The following is an 18,514-nucleotide window of genomic DNA, read 5'->3' on the forward strand; positions in this document are numbered from 1 at the left end:
CCGGAGGATATTTATTTATGCCAAAAAAAGCGGTTCTGTCCGGCCAGCCTTTTGCCGGAGATACGGCGGTCACCCGCCGGGTTTAAGACAGATGCCCGCGGATCACCACTTCCAGGTCTTCAGGGACCTCGTTATAAGAAAGCACAAACAGCTCACGTGAAAATGAACGGGCATAGCGCGCCAGCAGTGGCCGTAATGCCGGTGGGACGATCAGTACCGGAGGCAGGTTTTCGGCTTTCATCTGTTCGGTGATCAGCGGCATATTGGTTTGTAACTGCGTTAACAGATGCGGATCCAGCGGCACGTTATCCAGTTCTTTATTACCTGCCGCCTGCTGGGCGCGTAACAGCAGGTCCTCTAAGGCATCACTGAGGGTGAATACCGCAAACTGCCGGCGATCCTTATTGATCCCGTGGACTATCTGACGACGAAGAGCGTAGCGGATATCGGCGGATAACAGCAGCGGATCTTTGGTGATCTGGTGCCCGGCGAGCAGTGCCGTGGCAATGGTGACAATATCCTTCAGGCTGACATTGTCGGTCAGTAACTGACGGTAGATACGTAACTGTTGGGTGTAATTCAGTGCTGCATTTAAGTCTTCACTTAACCGGGGTGCGGGCTGGGCTAACCGGCGATGCAGTGCCGTAATATCATCGTACTGAAAAAGCTCCGGCAGATACTGCTTCACGACTTTATTTACATGCGTTGCAATTACGCTGGCGCAATCGACTACCTGATACCCGAAGCGTAGCGCCTGGCTTTTCTGTGCAGGATCAATCCAGATAGCAGACATACCATAGGCGGGATCGGTCCCGAGAATACCGTCCAGTTCGCCATAGACTTCACTGCTGGCGAGCGCCATCAGTTTATCGGCATGGACTTCCCCCAATGCGGCGCGGACACCATGGATCATAATACTGTACTGCATGGGCTTCAGACGGAAGTTTTCCCGTACCTGAATTTCGGGCAGCAACACACCGCTACTCTCAGAAAGTACCTGCCTGACGCCGGTGATCCGCTGAGACAATAAACCGCCCTGATGTTTGTCGATCAGGCTGACCAGCCGGTAACCGAGGTTAAGGCCGACCGGTTCGGTGACGGAGAGGTTTTCCCAGTGCAGCTGAGGGACTTCCGGCTCCAGCGCATTCTCCACCACATCCGTCGCGGACTGGCTGGCTGCCAGAACACGTTTTGACTGACGCCATCCGGCAAAACTCAGCAAAAGCGCAAAGCTCAGGAAGGCAACATGTGGCATCCCGGGGACGAGCGCCATGGCGAGCATAATGCCGGCAACGGTATACAGAATGGCAGGCTGGGCCAGTAGCTGTTGACGAACTTCGTGGCGGATATCCTGGCCATCACTGACCCGGGTCACAATGATCGCGGCCGCCGTTGACAGCAGCAGTGAAGGCAGTTGCGCGACCAGACCATCGCCGATCGTCAGCAGGGCATACTGCTGAAAGGCATGACCGGCATCCAGATGGTGTTTAAATATGCCGATAGCGACGCCACCGACCATATTGATCACCAGAATCAACATACCGGCGATCGCATCACCCCGCACAAACTTCGAGGCCCCATCCATCGACCCATAGAAGTCAGCTTCGCGGGTCACTTCAGAACGTCGTTCGCGGGCCTGGGCCTGAGTAATGATCCCGGCGTTAAGGTCGGCATCAATGGCCATTTGTTTGCCGGGCATGGCATCCAGCGTAAAGCGTGCGGAGACCTCAGAAATACGTTCCGCGCCTTTGGTGATCACCACGAAGTTAACGATCATCAGGATCACAAAAACGACAAACCCGACCAGGAAGTCTCCGCCAATCACGACCTGACCGAAGGCTTCTATCACTTTCCCTGCCGCCCCTTCGCCTTCCTGACCATGCAGCAGCACAACCCGCGTTGAGGCGACATTCATGGACAGTCTCAGCAGCGTGGTGATCAGCAGCAGTGTCGGAAAGATACTGAAATCCAGGGGTCGTTGTGCATTGACGGAGACCAGCAGGATCAATATTGCCAGCACAATATTGAAGGTGAACAGGCAATCCAGTATCAGTGGGTCCAGCGGCAAAATGATCATGGCCAGCACTGCCATAATCAGCAGTGGCAGGCCCAGCGGAAGCGCTTTGCCGCGCCGGAGCCAGTGAATCAATGGCAATTTATTCACGGAATTGTCCTTCTGAAGGCATCGGGATTTTTCGATTGATGGTCGGTTTTAGCTGAGATTTATCCTGCCGCCAGCGTCGTAATTGCATGACGTAGGTCAGTACATGGGCGATGGCCTGATAAAGCTGATTCGGGATCTGCTGATTCACACGTGTCGAGGCATAGACGGCCCGGGCCAGCGGCGCGAACTCAACGATTTCTATCTGATGTTCTTCGCCAATCTGTCGGATATAAAGCGCCAGTTCATCGGCCCCTTTCGCGACCACATACGGTGCTGCCGCCGCCTGCGGATCATATTTCAGTGCCACCGCATAGTGGGTCGGGTTGGTGATAATCACATTGGCCTGCGGCACGGTTTTTCTGAGTTGCCCCTGGGCCAGCTGGCGTTGTAACTGGCGTAAACGTCCTTTGATCTGCGGGTTCCCTTCGCTGTGTTTAAATTCATCTTTGACTTCCTGTCGCGTCATTCGCATTTTACGCCGGAACTGATAGCGGCTGAGTGGCCATTCAATCAGGGCAAACCCCAGCATCAGCAGCACAAAATAGCCGAAAAGACGGGCGACCAGAGTCAGTCCTTTGCTCATCGCCACAGGCCAGCCGAGCTGCGATAACAACATGATTTCCTGTAGTGAATGGCGTAATAACAGGCTTAGCATCAGTAAAATAAGCCCGGCTTTCAGTATCACTTTCGCTAATTCGATAAAATTATCGGCGGCAAACAAGCGGGTAAAACCGGTTAACGGATTCAGTCGTTTACCGTCCGGCACGATTTTTTTCAGGCTGAATATCCACCCGCCGCTGAACAGCGTAGCGATACCGGCGGCCAGCGGAACCGCACAAAAGCTGAGTGTGATGGTTAATAACAATCCCAGCGCTTTACCGGTCAGCAGAATTAAACGTGACCCCGGGTCAGGGGTATGCGCTATCTCAGACGCTTGCCGGAAAAAATCGCCAATCAGATGCCAGTACCAGGGAAGTAACCCGGTCAGGGTCATAAAGGCGACTGCCAGTGAAATTGCGGATGAAAACTCTTTGGCCCGCCCGGTATCGCCTTTTTCGCGGGCTTTTTTAAGTTTTGCCGGTGTTGCCTTCTCGCTTTTATCACTGGCCTGAGACATGGGCTGTCCTCAGCAGGTCAAACTGATGAATGACCTGATCCGTCAGTGAGAGATAGTGTCCGGACAGGGTCGGGATCAGTAAGGCAATACTGATTATCCCGGCCAGTGCCGCCAGCGGGAAACCCAGAGAGAATAAATTCAGTGTCGGTGATATTTTATTCAGTAAACCAAAGACGCCCTGAATTAATAACATGATCACCGTTGAGGGCAGGGCGATGATCACCGCCGCAGAGATTATCCAGCCAAAACTGATAATTAAGGTATTTACCGAAGGCCAGTTAAGTGCCGAGCCTACCGGCCAATAGACAAATCCCTGATACAACACCGTCACCAGTAATAAGTGGCCGTTGGCTGCAAAAAAGATCAGCACCATGGTTAAATTAAACAGTTGTGAGACCAGGGTATTACTGGTGCCATTGATCGGGTCGTTCTGTACTGCCATCGACAGGCCCATATTCATGGCAATGATCTGGCCTGCTGTCTGTAATGCTGAGAAGGCGAGTTGCAGCAGTTGGCCGAAAATGAGTCCCCAGGCAATTTGTTCGGCAACCTGGGTGAGCAGGGCGACGGATAAAAATGTCGGGGGTGAGGTCACCGGCAGCAGGGGGGCAATTAACGCCGTCAGCACCAGTGAGAGGACGATCCTGACTTTTCGCGGAATCAATGTACTGTCAGCCAGCGGGCTGAATTGCAGAAACGACACTATCCTGACCCAGGGTAATAGCAGGGCTAACAGATGGCTGTAAAATCCTGAGAGATCAAGCATGCCGGTTAACCTGAAATATTCCCGGCCTGATGAAAGAGCACCTGCGTAAAGTCGATGAGCTTAATCAGTATCCATTTTCCGGTCACAATCAGTACCAGCAGGGTCACGACCAGACGAGGGAGGAAGCTGAGGGTTTGTTCATTAATCTGTGTGGCCGCCTGGAAGATACTGACACAGAGACCGACCAGTAATCCGGGCAGAATAATAACGGCAGAAATCAGCAGGACTAACTGAATGGCACCGCCCATTTGGTCACTGATGCTATCTAACGTGAACATGATTAAAAACCCTGGATACTTTGGGTCAGCGTGCCGGTGATCAGTGACCAGCCATCACATAATACAAACAGCAGTAATTTGAACGGCAGCGACACCACCATCGGTGAAAGCATCATCATTCCCATGGCCATTAAAATGCTCGAGACAATTAAGTCGATGACCAGGAACGGCAAATAGATCATAAAGCCAATCTGAAACGCCGTCTTTAACTCACTCAGTAAATACGCAGGAGTAATAATGGTCAGATCCTGATCGGCAGGGTTGCCGGTCACATGCGCAATACTCATGATCTGGCTCATGGCTGTTTTACTGGTTTGGGCCAGCATAAATTTCTTCAAAGGCTGGCTGGCGTCAATCAGCGCTTCATTGAGCGAAATTTTCCCCGCCTGATAAGGGATCAGCGCTTCCTGATTGATCGTCGTCCATACCGGGCGCATCACCAGCAGTGTCAGACAAAGCGCGATCCCGGTCAGTACCTTATTCGGTGGGGTTTGCTGTAATCCCAGCGCCTGACGCAGTATGGCTAAGACAATAATAAAGCGGGTGAAACTCGTCATCATCAGTACCATCACCGGCAATAAACCGAGCAAGGTCATCAGGATCAGGATTTCAATATTCACGCTATAGCTCTGCCCGCCCGGGCCACTGCGGGTACTGAATAATGTCAGGCCCGGTTCCGCCGCCGTCAGACAAGGCGTCACTATCATCAGTAAACCGGCGCAGCATTGTCGCCAGTAACGGCAGACATTCATGAGGTCAGGTCACTTAACGGCTGGCCGGTGAATTCGATAATACGTAAACCGTATTTATCATTTACCACGACAACTTCAGCTTTACCAAACAGTACGCCGTTCACTTTTAAATCCAGCGGCTCACCGGCCATTTTATTCAATTCAATGACCGTATTTTTATCCACCGCTAACAGGTCGGCCAGAGAGACACTGACAGAAGCCACTTCTAAGGTCAGTGTTAACGGAATACGGTTAAATAACTGGCGTTTCCGGTTTTCTTCCTGACGTTGTTGTGAGTTCACTGCGGCATTATCTTCCGTCGTGGTGGCGGATAACTCATCAAAATTAATATCATCCAGAGAAAAAGCTGACGGTGTTTGATTATCTTCGTAATTCATTATTTACCCGGTGTAATGATCAATAAATTCTGACAGGACGAGCTGCCCCTGATGTTCAGAGACTTTGGCATGAAATAACACTTCATCGCCTGATGTGACGGGAACGGACTCATTAAGAAAAACAGGTAAAACATCATCAACCTGCAGACGGAGTAATTTTTCCAGGGTGGTTTCCATACACACTAACTGTGCGTTGAGTGTGAAAGGAAGACGACGTAACTGTGATTCCAGGCAGGCTTCAGAAAATGTCGTTTGCTCCGCCTGCTCAGTATCATTGCGTAATGTGCTCAGTATCTGATCAATCAGGGGATGGTCAAAACGTAAGGTAATGTCACCCTGCGGATAGCCGCGTAACCGGAAAGAAAGGCACCAGGCCCAATGACTGTGCTGCTGATTATGGACAGGCGTCATCGACAGAGGCTGGCCGGCGACTTCCGGTGTCAAAAATATTTTGCAGATCTCATCCCCGAGGCGTTCCTGCAACCGTTTTTCGGTCTGAGTAATCTCAGTGTTATTGTCTGTCTCAGGGGTATCACTGACGCCATAAAAGTCATGTAATAAATTCAGCAACAGGGCACGATCAATTTCAAAGGCTATTTTTCCCGCAGCACAGGAATATATTTGATGGCATTTTTTATTCTCTTCAATAGTGAAGTTAATGTTAGCCAGCGAAGTATTTACCCTGAACTTATTCAGGAAATAACGGCTTAATGCAGCATCAAAATTATCATAATTTTTATTAATGTGTTCAGCCAGTTTGTGCCAGGGTTTTCCCAACTGACTTACCCCTAAAGGCAGAATAGTGTCATTCGGGCTGATGTTTAGTTTTTTTAAAATATTTTTGCAAAGAACCATGGGCTGCCCAGTGTCTGCATGCAGTATCTAATTAGTTATACTTAGCATTAGGCCGGAAATTTTTGGAATCTTATGAGATATTGGTTGCCAGTTGCAAGGGATTTGTTTAGATTTAAATGAGAATTATCCGTTTATTTCTTTAAGGGATGGGCGGTGCTGTTCTTTTAGTCACCTGTAACCTATAAACTATAAAAATATCAGGGGGTTCAGAATCTCTGCAGATAGGTTAGATTAAATAAAAACAAGATTTATCTGACCAGTTTTTATTAATGATGTTAATGAAACTGGTTCCATTGCTTCGGTTTTTTGAAAAAATTTAAATAAAAATTCACATTACTTCCGGGAAATATCAATGAGTAGTTATTCTTCAGGGATAAATACTGCTGATGCTGATCTTATTTCATACTCTGCCAGGAGTATGGAAACTCTGCGCATGGCCGAAAAAATGGCCAGAGTCGCTGTGCCGGTATTAATTTATGGTGAATCAGGCACAGGAAAAGAGTGTATTGCGCGTTATATTCACCGCCAGCAATTCGGTACGCTTAGCTCTGCCCCCTATATCGGTGTTAACTGTGCAGCGATCCCTGACAGCCTGTTGGAGGCCACCTTATTCGGTTATGAAAAAGGGGCATTTACCGGTGCTGTGCAATCCATGCCCGGTAAATTTGAACAGGCAAATGGTGGCACATTATTACTGGATGAAATTGGCGATATGCCACTGTCATTGCAAGCCAAGTTATTAAGGGTATTGCAGGAGCAGGAAGTGGAACGTCTGGGCAGTACCCGCCGCATTAAATTATCTGTCAGGATCATTGCGGCCACGCATCAGCATTTACCCACGGCCGTGGCTGAAGGCCGCTTCAGGCAGGATCTGTTCTACCGGCTCGCGGTTTTACCACTGACCATTGCTCCTCTGCGTGAACGGCGTGAAGATATCCTGCCACTGGTCAGTTGTTTTTTAAAAAAATACCGCGCCTTTTCAGCCACGGAAGCCGAATTATCCCCTGAGGTATGTCAGGCGTTACTGGACTACGACTGGCCGGGAAATGTCCGTGAACTCGAAAATAAAATTCAGTGCGGGTTAATTCTGTGTCAGCAAGGCAAGTTAACGCTGGCTGACCTCGGATTACCGGCCCCCGCGGCTCCGTCAGAAAGATCATTACCTCAGCAGAATACCCCCTCTATCCGTCAGATGGGTAAACGGGTCGAGCAACAATATATTCTTGATCTTCTGGAACAATGCGAAGGCAATAAAACACTGACCGCTAAAAAACTGGGGATCACCCCGCGTGCATTACGTTATCGGCTGACATCAATGCGTCAGGCAGGATTGAGTATTTAAGTATCAGGAATAACAAGATCATGGTTTTAGATCCTTTAGTATCGTTATCGACAGCGGTACCCGCATCAAGCCTTAGTGATGTTTCGCCGGTAATTTCGGCAGATGAAGGCGCTTTTCTTCCTGCACTCTCTCAGGAAAGCAGTTTTCAGTCGGTATTGTCGCAATCTGTTTCTCAGGTGAATCAGCTGCAACTGGATGCCGCCTCCAGACAGCAGGCCTTAAATGCCGGGCAAAGCGATGACCTGGCCGGTGCGATGGTGGCCAGCCAGAAAGCGAATATCAGTTTTTCCGCACTCCTGCAGGTACGGAATAAGCTGACCAGTGCCCTGGATGACCTCCTTAATACCCCTCTTTAATTCGGAGCCATCGTGCTTAATTCGCTACAAAGCTGGTTCGCCCGGCAGCAGTTTCCCATCGATACCGTCAAAAAGCCCTGGGTGCTTGCGACCCTGGGTGCAGTATTCAGTCTGCTGATTGTTGCTATTCTCTGGCGTGGTCAGTCTCACTATGTCCCTTTATATGGCACTCATCAGAAAGTCTCTGCGGATGCGGTGGCGAACGCGTTAGCCACTGAACATATTGATTTCCGTGTTAACCCGGATAACGGCCAGATTCTGGTGGCCGATGATGTGCTGCCCCGTGCCCGGATGGTACTGGCCGGTAAAAATATTCAGCCCATGGTCGCCCCGGGTTTCGAACTGATGGATAAGGATGAAATCCTTGGCGCAAGCCAGTATATCCAGAATATCCGTTATCAGCGGGGGCTGGAAGGAGAGCTGGCTCGCAGTATTATGTCGATTCAGGGCGTTGAAGACGCCAGGGTGCATCTGGGCATTCAGGCTGAAAGCGGCTTTGTATTATCCAATCAACCCCCGAGCAGTGCCTCGGTGGTACTGACGCTTTCCGCCGGTGTCCGCTTAACACCGGCTCAGGTACGTGCGATCACCCAGCTTGTGGCGGGCAGTGTGCCCGGTTTACTGGCCACGAATGTCCACGTGGTCGATCAAACCGGGGCGTTGCTGGATGGGACCGTTGATGATCAGTCAGTGTCGGATGACTTGCTGCAGGCGGTCGCCCGGCCGGTGACCAGAAACCTGACGCAACTGCTCGACTCTGCGGTGGGCCATAACAATTATCGTGTGACCGTGATGCCGGCTCTGGATTTGCGTAAATCGGAAGAGACGGATGAGGTATTACAAGGGGATCCCAGGGTTCTGGAAGAACAGATCAACAGTGATGATACAGTCCTGGCCCCGGCCTCCGGGGTCCCCGGGACGTTAAGTAACCGTCCGCCAGCCGAAAGTAAGCCTGACAGTAATGCTAAAACGGCCCAAAATCACAGCCAGACGCAACGTAAATATGCGTATGACCGGCAAATCAGACACATTAAATACCCTGACCAGCAACTGGCTCGTTTACAGGTAGCCGTTGCACTGAATTCCTCCGCCGGAAACATCGCGAAGATGTCTGAGGAGCAGCTTGGTCAGTTAAAAAGCCTGTTAGAAAATGCCGCGGGTATTGATAGTTCACGCGGTGATACGTTATCGCTGGATAAGCTGAGTTTTGTGGCTCCGCCAGCGGTTTCCGTCCCTGTGATTGCCTGGTGGCAGCAACCGGATATTCAGTTCTGGGTCACCCGGGGAGGCATAGGCCTGTTAGCCTTGCTGATGATCGTGCTGGTGATCCGTCCGCGGATGATGGCACGGAAGCAGCAATTACAGACAAATGCTGACAGAACCGGGCCTGCGATGGGCGAGGGCGATGGCAATGCGTCGGCCAGCGGACATCAGTTTGATAATGAAGCTGAGCTGCCGCCACGCGCCTCAGGTATAGAAGATAAAGTGGCTTATTTACAGCAACTTGCTGAGAATGAGACCGACCGGATCGCTGAAGTGATTAAACAATGGATAAATAGTAATGACCGATCCCGCGACAACGTCTAACGTCTCTTTGCTGACACGGCAACGAAACAGTCTCGAGCAGGCGGCGATCCTTTTGCTGAGCATTGGTGAAAATGCCGCGTCAAAAGTGATGCAGAAGCTCTCCCGCGAAGAGGTGATTATTCTGAGTGAAACCATGGCACGCTTACAGGGTGTTAAAGTTTCGCAAGCACACCAGGCCTTTAATCACTTCTTTGATGATTATCGCCAGCAAAGCGGGATCCATGGCGGTTCCCGGATTTACCTGCAAAACATTTTGCAGAAGTCACTGGGGCCGGAAATTGCGATGAGCGTGATGAACCACATTTATGGCGATGCTATCCGTTACCGGATGGCGCGTCTGCAATGGGTGGATACATCGCAGTTATCTGCGCTGATCTGTCAGGAACATGTACAGCTTCAGGCTATCTTCCTGGCCTTTCTGCCGCCCGATGTGGCGGCCGGTGTGCTGGCGATGCAACCCGCGTCCCGCCAGGATGAAATCCTGTTAAGGATCGCCCGTCTGGATGACATTAACCGCGATGTGATTGATGAACTGGATAAGCTCATTGAGCGGGGCATTGCCATTATTTCGGAACATGGCTCCCGTATTACCGGCGCAAAACATGCTGCCAATATTATCAATCGCCTTCCTGAGCAGCAAAATCAGTTGCTGGAGCAACTGAAACAGCAGGATGCTTCGCTGGTGAAAGCCCTGGAAGATCAGATGTATGAGTTCTTTATTCTGAGTCGTCAGAGTGAAGAAACATTACAGCGTCTGTTTGATGAAATTCCGCTGGAAGAGTGGGCCATCGCGCTTAAAGGTGCCGAACCGGTATTACGTAATGCCGTCTTCAGCATTATGCCGAAACGGCAAATCGGTCAGCTGGAGCAGACCTCTGCGCGCCTGGGACCGGTGCCGGTAAGCCGTATTGAGCAGGTCCGCCGTGACATCATGGGCACCCTTCGTCAGCTGGCCGAAGAGGGTGAAATCAGGATCCAGATGTACGCTGAACGTACTGTCGAATAACAGGAGAACCTGATGGATCACTCTTTCAGCCGTTATCGTTTTCCGGCCCTGCGCTCTGAAGAGAGCAAGAGCACTGCCGTATCACCTGCGCCTGAAACGGTATCTCTGGCCGCCCGGGAAACGGCTTTCGAACAAGCGAAAGCCGACGGCTACCGCCAGGGGCTGGCAGAAGGCAAGACTGAGGGATTCTCTCTCGGCCTGAGCGAAGGGAAAGCACAGGGCCTTGCGGAAGGCAGGGCACAGGGACTGGCAGAAAGTCAGGCCCTTTTTCAGCAAGCCTGTGCCCCGCTGGATGCCGCCGCAGAACAGCTTACCGCCTGGTATGCACAAGCCGAAAAACAACAGAATGAAGCCACACTTGCGCTGGTCACCCGTATTGCCGGTCTGGTGATCCGCCATGAAATTACCAGTCGTCCCGAACTGTTACTTTCGCTGATTGAAGACAAGCTGGCCTCCGAGCAACTCAGTGAACACTCCTTTGCGGTTCGGGTGGCTGAAGCCGATTTTGACGCCATTGTTAAGCTTGCCCCTGAAAAACAAGCGGCATGGAATTTACAGTCAGTTCCGGATCTGGCCCGGGGGGAATGTATTATCGATACGGCGGAACAGGAAATTGACCTCGGTTGTCAGCAACGTCTGAACACCTGCCTGGCGACGCTGGAAAAAAGTCTGCAAGAGCCAAATACGTGAAGGGCCTGGATCACGCACTGGCCTCACTGGCGGCGGTGCCTCTGAGCCTGGATGCCGGGAAACTTTGCCGGGTCACCGGGCCGCTGATGGAAGTCAGTGGCTGTCCGTTAGCCATTGGTCAGCGCTGTGAAATCGAAACCGCTCACCGGCAGAGAATTGTTGCGGAAGTGGTGGGTTTCAATCGTGAACTGACGTATCTGATGCCTTTGCAGAATCCTTCGGGTTTACACAGTGGTGCCCGCGTCTTCCCTGCCGGCAATTCAGCCGGTCTGGCCATCGGTGAAGAGTGGTTAGGCCGTATTTTCAATGGACTGGGTGAGCCGGTCGATGAGGCTGGCCCTGTCGGTGGCGCATTTGTCGTCCCGGATCAGCTTCCCGCCGTCCCTGCACTGAAACGCAGACCGGTCAGTGACCCGCTGGATGTCGGGATCCGTGCGATCAATGGTTTCCTGACCCTGGGACGTGGTCAGCGCGTCGGCCTGATGGCAGGCAGTGGCGTCGGGAAAAGTGTTTTACTGGGCATGATGGCACGGGCGACAGAAGCACAAATCGTGGTGGTCGGTCTGATCGGTGAGCGTGGCCGTGAAGTGAATGAATTCCTGAATCATACCCTGGGGGAGCAGGGGCGGAAGAAGGCGATTGTGATTGTTGCGCCCGCGGATGAAAGCCCGCTAATGCGTTTAAAAGCGACCGAACTTTGCCATACCGTGGCGGCTTTTTTCCGTGACCAGGGCTTTCATGTGCTGCTGATGATCGACTCTTTAACCCGTTACGCTATGGCACAGCGTGAAATCGCCTTATCGCTGGGGGAAGCGCCAGCGACGAAAGGGTATCCGGCATCGGTATTTTCGTTGATCCCGCGACTGGTGGAAGCCGCAGGTAATGGCGAAGGCACAGGGAGCCTGACGGCGATTTATACCGTCCTCGCCGAAGGGGATGATCAGCAGGATCCGATAGTCGATGCGGCACGCGCCGTACTCGACGGACATATTGTGTTATCACGTACGCTGGCAGAAGCCGGTCATTTCCCCGCCATTGATATCAGTCAATCCGTCAGTCGCTGTATGAGTCTGGTCGCGTCTGATGATCACCGTCGTGCGGCCAGACAGCTCAGGCAGCAATATGCCCGTTTCAGGGAAATTAAGCCGATGATGGCCCTGGGAGGCTATGTGGCAGGGGCCGATCCTGAGGTGGATCTGGCGGTGGAGCAATCCCCGTCTCTCCATCGTTTTTTACAACAGGAAGAGCAGCAACTGAGTGCATTTGCGGACAGCCGGCAGCAATTACTGGCGCTGGCACACGGGACGGCGGGTGAATGAGCCAGACAGATCCGCTGAAGACGCTTGAACGCCTTCGCCGTCAGCAGTTACAACAGTGTCAGCAGCGGGTCAATGAACAGCAGAAGGTCATTCGCGGTATGCAGTCCCGAATCCATACCTTGCAGGAATTTTTGCATGCGCCCGTCAGTCCGCTGACCCATGGCTTAGCCCTGCATAACCAGGAGAATTATGCCCGGGAACTGCGTCAATTGCTCCGCTGGCAGCAGCAGCAGCAGCTTACCGCTGAGCAGGAGTTAGTCCGGCGTCAATCGGCGTTACTGGAAAGTCATTTACAGTATAAGCGGCTGGAAAGTTATGGTCATGAAGTGGCGCGGACCGGATTGCAGCAGCAACACCGGCAGGAGCAAAAGAGTACGGATGCCTTAGCTGCCCTCCGTTTTGCCCGAAAATCCTAAGCGTGCGGGCCTGGCTGATAAAGCCAGGACAGTCCCTCGCCCGTCGCAGGCAGGCTGTTCTGTAATATATCGTATTGCATTTCAATGAGTTGCTGGTTATGGCTATTGGCCTGCTGGCAATGCTGCAGTCGCTCTGTTATTTCCTGCCATGCGGATTGCAACGGCTGCCGGGCGGCTTCCGGTAGTTCTGCCAGTAATTGCGTCATGCCCTGCGGGGCTGCGGGTAATCCCAGTTGCTGTAAACCCGCTATGCGCTGTCGGGCATGCTGATGTAACTGCCGGTAGTGTTGCATCAATTGCTGATTCAGTTCGTCGAGTTCAGACTGTGCATACGTCAGGATCGCCTGACGCTGGGCCGATAATATCGCGTTGATCGCGTGCAGATGTTGCCTGTCTGCCAGCAGTTCCGTGCACAGCGTGCGAACCAGGTCAGCCTTACTCATTCAGACCTCTGGTAAAAACCGAGCATAGACCGGGCCAGTCCGTCGCTGTCCGCAGTGAGTTCACCAAGGCTTAAGGCGGCTTTCATTTCGGCGACCTTCGCGCTATCCACCTCTGGCATGGCGGCTAATGTTTGCCGGGCGTCCATCATGGTCTGCTCTGTGGAGGCAGACAAGACTTTCGGGGCAGACGTTTTAATCGCCGTTTCATTATTTTGCGAAGAAATAACGGGGGTATTTACCCTGTCGTTATGCGTCACAGATGTCAGCTTTATCATAAATAATCTCCGTTTCCTGCTTATAACGACGCTGTCTGGCTATAAATTAAGTGGCAGCCCCTGATTTATTCAATGGCTCTGACGCTGACCTGTTGTTCATTGATGACCTTGCCGATAAGCACCCGGCCGCTGCTGCTGTTTTTTACCTTAATGATCGCCCCTCTGACACCATTTTGCAAAGCAACCCCCGGCGCGGAAAGCTCCAGGCCCGGCTGCCGGATCAGTAAGGTGACCGGCTGCTCACGGCGGATCAGTAAAGGCGCTTTTAACACACTGAGCGTCAACGGTTGCCCGGCGGGCAGTGAACGCTTCAGCGCCATCTGCATAATATCTTCTGCGCGTGTCAGGATCCCGGGCCGTTGTCCCGGCAGGATCTGTACCTTCGTCGTTTTTGTATTATCAGGGCTAAGCACGGTGCCGGCAGGCAGGTCGTCTGCGGTGACAATCGCCTGCAGCGTAATACTGCTTATGGCTTCGGCCCGGGTCTTCCAGCTTCCCGCGGGGTCGGCACAGCTGATCAACAACGGGAAACGTGTCACCGGTGCATTTCGTGCCGGCGCACTGAAGGTAAGTCCGGAAGGGCAGGGTTGCAGCCGGTTCTCCCCGGTAAAAAAAGAGACCTTCGGCCGGACGGTGACCTGCTGCCAGCCTTGTTGCAGGGCATAAGCCCGTACCTGCTGTCCGACCCACTGCTCCGCCTGCGTTTCGACAGACGTCTCGCTACGGGCAGCCAGCGGGGAAAACATCAGCAGTATCGTCATCAACCGGCAGGAAATTCCCCGGACGTCCGGGCGGAAGTTTCTTTTCCTCATTGGCCGCGGCATTCTTTTAACCTTATGAATTTATTATTTAAAATATTATTTTATTTCTGGCATGTAAATTGCATTCAGACTGCGAAAGTTTCTGAATAACACAGGCAAGATTCTGATGAGTATCTCTTTCGATCGGGCGTTGGGTAATAGCCCTCAGGCTATCGATCTACGGCTACAACGTGCCGAAATCCTCAGTGCAAACTTAGCGAATGCGGATACGCCCGGTTTCCAGGCTAAAGATATTGATTTTGCCGCTGAGATGCAACGGCAGCAAGGCAGTACCCTTCCGCAGGTGGCAGAAACGCTGTACCGGATACCGCAGCAGGCGAGCGCCGACGGGAACACCGTTGAATTACATAACGAGCAAACGGCTTTTGCCAGCAACAGCCAAAGCTTTCAGATGAGCCTCACCTTTTTAAATATGCAATTCGGCAACCTGCGGAGCGCAATTGAAGGCAAGTAACGGCCAGGAGACCTAATCATGGGATTTAATGCCATCTATCAGATAGCGGGCTCTGCCATGAATGCGCAGATGATCCGCCTTAACACGGTTGCCAGTAATCTGGCCAACGCCGATACCGCCGCGGGTTCCGCAGAGAGTGTTTATAAGGCACGGCAGCCGGTCTTCAGTGCGGTACTTGACCAGTCCATGGGGTCAGACGGAGCCTCTGCCAGTGTTGCCGTGACGGCCATTACCGAACAACCGGGGGCCATCGCCCGCTATGAACCTCATCATCCGCTGGCCGATGCGAAGGGATATGTCTATTACCCCGAGGTCAATACGGTGGATGAAATGGCCGATATGATGTCGGCGAGCCGGAGCTTTGAAACCAATGTGGATGTGCTGAGTAATATTAAAAGTATGCAGCAAAGCCTGCTCAGACTGGGGGAAGGTAACTCATGAATATCAGTACCAGTACAACGGCGACCGGCACGACCGGCAGCACCACGGCCTCAGCGTCCGGGGCCGGGAGTCAGATCAGCGATATGTTTTTGCAACTGCTGGTGGCTCAGATTCAGAACCAGGATCCGACCAATCCTACGGATGGTAAAGAATATGTCAGTCAGCTGGCACAACTGAGCCAGGTGCAATCGATGGACAGTATGACCAGCCTGATGACCGGTACGTCGCGGCAGGTCAGTTCTCTGCAAAAACAAAGCATTGGTGCGCTGACCGGGCAGTCTGTCATGGTGCAGGCCGACTCGCTGACAACGGACGGAACCACCGCCATCAGCGGACGGACCACCCTCAGCCATGCCGCTTCGCAGGTGACGCTGACCCTGACAGACAGCAGCGGTCACGCGTATCCGGTGTCTCTGGGATCTGCGGCGGCCGGTGATGTCAGCTTTACTCTGGATCCTGCGGCCGCGGGCTTACCTGCAGGCACCTATAGTCTGAGTGTCACTACGGATAACGACCAGAGCGGATTAACCGCTGAACTGGCAGGAACGGTCAAATCCGTCCGTTTCCCGTTATCCGGCAGCGATCCCATCCTGAATATTCAGGGGCTGGGAGATGTCAGCTACAGCGCAATTACACAATTCAGCATGGCTTAACGCGGTTTATCGACGACCAGAGGAAAACAGATCATGAGTTTTAATATCGCTATTCGTGGATTAAATGCGGTCAGCGCCCAGCTAAACACGATTTCCAACAATATTGCCAATGCCGATACTGTCGGCTTCAAATCAGGACGGGAGAACTTTTCCGCTCTGTATGTGAATGGCACCGGTAACGGTGTGCTGGACCAGGGCGCTCAGCAAAGTATCGATGCGAACGGGTCATTAGTGAGCAGTTCCAGCAGCCTGGATATGGCCATCAGCGGTAAGGGTTTCTTTGTATTACATGATTCCAATAAAAGCCAGAAATTCAGCCGTGCGGGTTACGTACAGGTCGATAAAGACGGGAAGCTGGTCAATAACACCGGCTTACAGTACGAGGGGTATATGTTAGCTAACCCGGTAGAGAAAACCGCGGGAAGTACCACCGCAATCCCGACAAGCACGACCGAGGTATCACCTCTTACGGTAGCCCAGAAGAGTAGTGATGGCAGTGATCTGAGCGGCGTCAGTCTGGATGAGCAGGGAAATGTACTGGCGACCTATACCAATGGTCATACATATACTGTTGGACAGGTGGCACTGGCCAGTTTTCCGAATGAAGACCAACTGCAGGCGGAAGACGGTACCACCTGGAGCGCGACCGGGGAATCCGGCGCAGCACAGTTCGGTGTTGCACAAAGCGGTGTGTTAGGCAGCCTGCATAACGGTTCGTTAGAGTCCTCCAACGTTGATCTGACCGGCGAACTGGTCAACCTGATGAGTGCCCAGCGCAACTATCAGGCGAATACCAAAGTGATCAGCACCGATAGCAGCATGTTCACCGCCTTATTCCAGGCCATCTGATGGATCGCTTATTGTACACCGCGCTCAGCGGGGCCAGTGTGGCCCAGCAGGAGCAGCAGATCCATGCGAACAACCTGGCGAACGTCAATACAGAAGGCTTTCGTGCTGACCTGGCATTAGCGCAGCAGCAGGCTTTATCGGCTAATCCCGGAGAAACACGGGTGATGAACAGCGAAAGCCCTTCCGGGGTCGATCTGTCTGCCGGTGCCATCCAGGCCACCGGCCGGAACCTGGATGTGGCGATCCAGGGGCAGGGGTATCTGACCGTAGTGACGGGAAAAGGCGAAGCTTTTACCCGTGACGGCCAGTTGACCATTGATTCTCAGGGGCAAATGTATGCTCACGGGTATCCGGTCGCCGGGGATAACGGGCCGGTGATCCTGCCGCCGTTTTCGTCGGTCAGTATCGGTCAGGACGGCATTATTTCTATTGTTCCGCAGGAAAGCGGTAACACCACGCCCGTCGACGTCGATCGCCTCAGGCTGGTTAACCCCCCGGCTTCGTCGTTATCTAAAAATGAGCAAGGGCTGCTGGTCAGCTCTCAGCGTAATAATCCCGCCGATGAAGGTGTCCGGGTCGTCTCCGGGCATCTTGAGAGCTCGAACGTGTCTGCCGTCGGGGAAATGCTCGCCAGTATGTCGGTTAACCGGCAGTTTGAAGCGCAAATTAAAATGATGAAAACCGCCGATGATTTAGCCTCAGCGGGTAATCAGCTGCTGAGAAACAGCTAATCTGCAGCGTTAACATGAGAAGCGATAATGAATCCTGCATTGTGGATCAGTAAAACCGGATTAAGTGCACAGGATGCACGTCTGACAACCATTTCCAATAACCTGGCAAACGTTAATACCACGGCGTTTAAAAAGGATCGCACGCTGTTTGCCGATCTTTTCTATCAGAATCAGCGATCTGCCGGCAGTCCGCTGGATCAGCAGAACACGACGCCCACCGGCACACAATACGGGACCGGGGTTAAAATTGTCGGCACGCAGAAAGAGTTCAGTGTGGGCAATATCCAGAACACCGGGCAGAAATTAGATGTGGCGATCACCGGGGACGGGTTCTTCCAGGTGCAGCTCGCCAACGGGGATACCGGGTATACCCGGGCGGGGAATTTCCAGCGTAATCAGGACGGCGTCCTGACTACGGCGGAAGGCTTACCGTTACAGCCGGAAATTACTATCCCCGCTAATACGACAGATATCCAGATAGGCAAAGACGGCACCGTCAGAGCCACGGTTGCCGGTGAAACCGATCCGCAGGAGCTGGGGCAACTGACGCTGGTGAATTTTATGAACCCGGCCGGGCTTTCAGCCCAGGGGGATAACCTTTATCAGGCAACGGCAGCCAGTGGAGATGCGACGGAAGGAACCCCCGGTGAAGATGGTCTCGGTCAGCTTGAACAGGGCGCGCTGGAAGGCTCGAACGTGCAGGTCGTTGAAGAAATGGTGGATATGATCACGGTGCAACGGGCATATGAGATGAATGCCAAAATGGTCTCTGCGGCAGATGACATGCTGAAATTTGTGACCCAGACGCTATAGGGACGACGG

Annotated in this window: 23 protein-coding genes; 13 read left to right on the top strand and 10 right to left on the bottom strand. The window is 52.6% G+C overall.

The genetic code is table 11. The features are described 5' to 3' along the window. Positions 1-82: 82 nt before the first annotated feature. Genes CG67_RS00295 through CG67_RS00325 form a run of 7 tightly spaced genes read right to left on the bottom strand, consistent with a single transcriptional unit; the run spans position 83 to position 6,309 of the window. Entirely contained in the window at positions 83-2,155 is a 2,073-nt protein-coding gene (locus tag CG67_RS00295) for a flagellar biosynthesis protein FlhA (protein ID WP_051546275.1), read from the bottom strand. 1 nt (position 2,156) lies between these two features. Next, positions 2,157-3,281 (bottom strand): flagellar type III secretion system protein FlhB, encoded by a 1,125-nt coding sequence (flhB, locus tag CG67_RS00300; protein ID WP_025900984.1) that lies wholly within the window; start codon positions 3,279-3,281, stop codon positions 2,157-2,159. Continuing rightward, positions 3,265-4,047: a flagellar biosynthetic protein FliR gene (fliR, locus tag CG67_RS00305; protein ID WP_025900985.1), complete on the bottom strand. Its 783-nt coding sequence runs from the start codon at positions 4,045-4,047 to the stop codon at positions 3,265-3,267. The genes flhB and fliR overlap by 17 nt, the downstream gene beginning before the upstream one ends. Before the next feature lie 5 nt (positions 4,048-4,052). Next, positions 4,053-4,325, bottom strand: a complete 273-nt coding sequence (fliQ, locus tag CG67_RS00310) for a flagellar biosynthesis protein FliQ (protein WP_025900986.1) — start codon at positions 4,323-4,325, stop codon at positions 4,053-4,055. A 2-nt stretch (positions 4,326-4,327) separates the two neighbouring features. Next, complete coding sequence (gene fliP, locus CG67_RS00315) at positions 4,328-5,077, bottom strand: flagellar type III secretion system pore protein FliP (RefSeq protein ID WP_025900987.1); 750 nt, start codon at positions 5,075-5,077, stop codon at positions 4,328-4,330. Further along, on the bottom strand, positions 5,074-5,454 hold the full coding sequence (locus CG67_RS00320; RefSeq protein ID WP_025900988.1) for a FliM/FliN family flagellar motor switch protein: 381 nt from the start codon (positions 5,452-5,454) through the stop codon (positions 5,074-5,076). The genes fliP and CG67_RS00320 overlap by 4 nt, the downstream gene beginning before the upstream one ends. A 3-nt stretch (positions 5,455-5,457) precedes the next feature. Then, positions 5,458-6,309, bottom strand: coding sequence for a FliM/FliN family flagellar motor switch protein (locus CG67_RS00325; RefSeq protein ID WP_025900989.1), 852 nt, complete (start codon positions 6,307-6,309; stop codon positions 5,458-5,460). A 352-nt stretch (positions 6,310-6,661) separates the two neighbouring features. Between CG67_RS00325 and CG67_RS00330 the strand changes: the two genes are divergently transcribed. From CG67_RS00330 to CG67_RS00360, 7 genes are read left to right on the top strand one after another with little or no spacing between them, the layout of a single operon-like run. Further along, on the top strand, positions 6,662-7,651 hold the full coding sequence (locus tag CG67_RS00330) for a sigma-54-dependent Fis family transcriptional regulator (protein ID WP_025900990.1): 990 nt from the start codon (positions 6,662-6,664) through the stop codon (positions 7,649-7,651). 20 nt (positions 7,652-7,671) lie between these two features. Continuing rightward, positions 7,672-8,007, top strand: coding sequence for a flagellar hook-basal body complex protein FliE (fliE, locus tag CG67_RS00335; RefSeq protein ID WP_025900991.1), 336 nt, complete (start codon positions 7,672-7,674; stop codon positions 8,005-8,007). A gap of 12 nt (positions 8,008-8,019) precedes the next feature. After that, complete coding sequence (fliF, locus tag CG67_RS00340; protein ID WP_025900992.1) at positions 8,020-9,594, top strand: flagellar basal-body MS-ring/collar protein FliF; 1,575 nt, start codon at positions 8,020-8,022, stop codon at positions 9,592-9,594. Beyond that, the gene (locus CG67_RS00345; protein WP_025900993.1) at positions 9,569-10,600 is read left to right on the top strand and encodes a FliG C-terminal domain-containing protein; all 1,032 of its coding nucleotides are present in this window, start codon (positions 9,569-9,571) and stop codon (positions 10,598-10,600) included. Before fliF ends, CG67_RS00345 begins: the two co-directional genes overlap by 26 nt. A 12-nt stretch (positions 10,601-10,612) precedes the next feature. Then, positions 10,613-11,290, top strand: coding sequence for a FliH/SctL family protein (locus CG67_RS00350; protein WP_025900994.1), 678 nt, complete (start codon positions 10,613-10,615; stop codon positions 11,288-11,290). Beyond that, positions 11,287-12,609: a FliI/YscN family ATPase gene (locus CG67_RS00355; protein WP_025900995.1), complete on the top strand. Its 1,323-nt coding sequence runs from the start codon at positions 11,287-11,289 to the stop codon at positions 12,607-12,609. The genes CG67_RS00350 and CG67_RS00355 overlap by 4 nt, the downstream gene beginning before the upstream one ends. Continuing rightward, a complete protein-coding gene (locus CG67_RS00360; protein WP_025900996.1) occupies positions 12,606-13,025 on the top strand; it encodes a flagellar FliJ family protein in 420 nt (139 codons plus the stop codon). The genes CG67_RS00355 and CG67_RS00360 overlap by 4 nt, the downstream gene beginning before the upstream one ends. Here CG67_RS00360 and CG67_RS00365 read toward each other — a convergent pair. The 3 genes from CG67_RS00365 to flgA all read right to left on the bottom strand — a co-directional run bounded on the left by CG67_RS00365 (position 13,022) and on the right by flgA (position 14,504). Continuing rightward, positions 13,022-13,468: a flagellar protein FlgN gene (locus CG67_RS00365; protein WP_025900997.1), complete on the bottom strand. Its 447-nt coding sequence runs from the start codon at positions 13,466-13,468 to the stop codon at positions 13,022-13,024. The genes CG67_RS00360 and CG67_RS00365 overlap by 4 nt on opposite strands. Next, a complete protein-coding gene (gene flgM, locus CG67_RS00370; RefSeq protein WP_025900998.1) occupies positions 13,465-13,743 on the bottom strand; it encodes a flagellar biosynthesis anti-sigma factor FlgM in 279 nt (92 codons plus the stop codon). Before flgM ends, CG67_RS00365 begins: the two co-directional genes overlap by 4 nt. A 65-nt stretch (positions 13,744-13,808) precedes the next feature. After that, positions 13,809-14,504 carry a flagellar basal body P-ring formation chaperone FlgA gene (flgA, locus tag CG67_RS00375; protein WP_025900999.1) on the bottom strand — a complete coding sequence of 232 codons (696 nt, stop codon included), beginning with the start codon at positions 14,502-14,504 and terminating at the stop codon, positions 13,809-13,811. A 166-nt stretch (positions 14,505-14,670) separates the two neighbouring features. Here flgA and flgB point away from each other — a divergent pair, with 166 nt between their 5' ends. Genes flgB through flgG form a run of 6 tightly spaced genes read left to right on the top strand, consistent with a single transcriptional unit; the run spans position 14,671 to position 18,505 of the window. Then, complete coding sequence (gene flgB / locus CG67_RS00380; protein WP_025901000.1) at positions 14,671-15,018, top strand: flagellar basal body rod protein FlgB; 348 nt, start codon at positions 14,671-14,673, stop codon at positions 15,016-15,018. A gap of 18 nt (positions 15,019-15,036) precedes the next feature. Continuing rightward, positions 15,037-15,459: a flagellar basal body rod protein FlgC gene (gene flgC, locus CG67_RS00385; RefSeq protein ID WP_025901001.1), complete on the top strand. Its 423-nt coding sequence runs from the start codon at positions 15,037-15,039 to the stop codon at positions 15,457-15,459. Further along, positions 15,456-16,112: a flagellar hook capping FlgD N-terminal domain-containing protein gene (locus CG67_RS00390; protein ID WP_025901002.1), complete on the top strand. Its 657-nt coding sequence runs from the start codon at positions 15,456-15,458 to the stop codon at positions 16,110-16,112. Before flgC ends, CG67_RS00390 begins: the two co-directional genes overlap by 4 nt. A 33-nt stretch (positions 16,113-16,145) precedes the next feature. Beyond that, positions 16,146-16,961, top strand: a complete 816-nt coding sequence (locus tag CG67_RS00395) for a flagellar hook-basal body complex protein (protein WP_025901003.1) — start codon at positions 16,146-16,148, stop codon at positions 16,959-16,961. Continuing rightward, entirely contained in the window at positions 16,961-17,692 is a 732-nt protein-coding gene (gene flgF / locus CG67_RS00400; RefSeq protein WP_025901004.1) for a flagellar basal-body rod protein FlgF, read from the top strand. The genes CG67_RS00395 and flgF overlap by 1 nt, the downstream gene beginning before the upstream one ends. Before the next feature lie 27 nt (positions 17,693-17,719). Then, positions 17,720-18,505: a flagellar basal-body rod protein FlgG gene (flgG, locus tag CG67_RS00405; protein WP_025901005.1), complete on the top strand. Its 786-nt coding sequence runs from the start codon at positions 17,720-17,722 to the stop codon at positions 18,503-18,505. Positions 18,506-18,514: the final 9 nt, after the last annotated feature.

Origin of the sequence: Tatumella sp. UCD-D_suzukii (genome assembly GCF_000611875.2) — a bacterium.
Classification (GTDB): domain Bacteria; phylum Pseudomonadota; class Gammaproteobacteria; order Enterobacterales; family Enterobacteriaceae; genus Tatumella; species Tatumella ptyseos.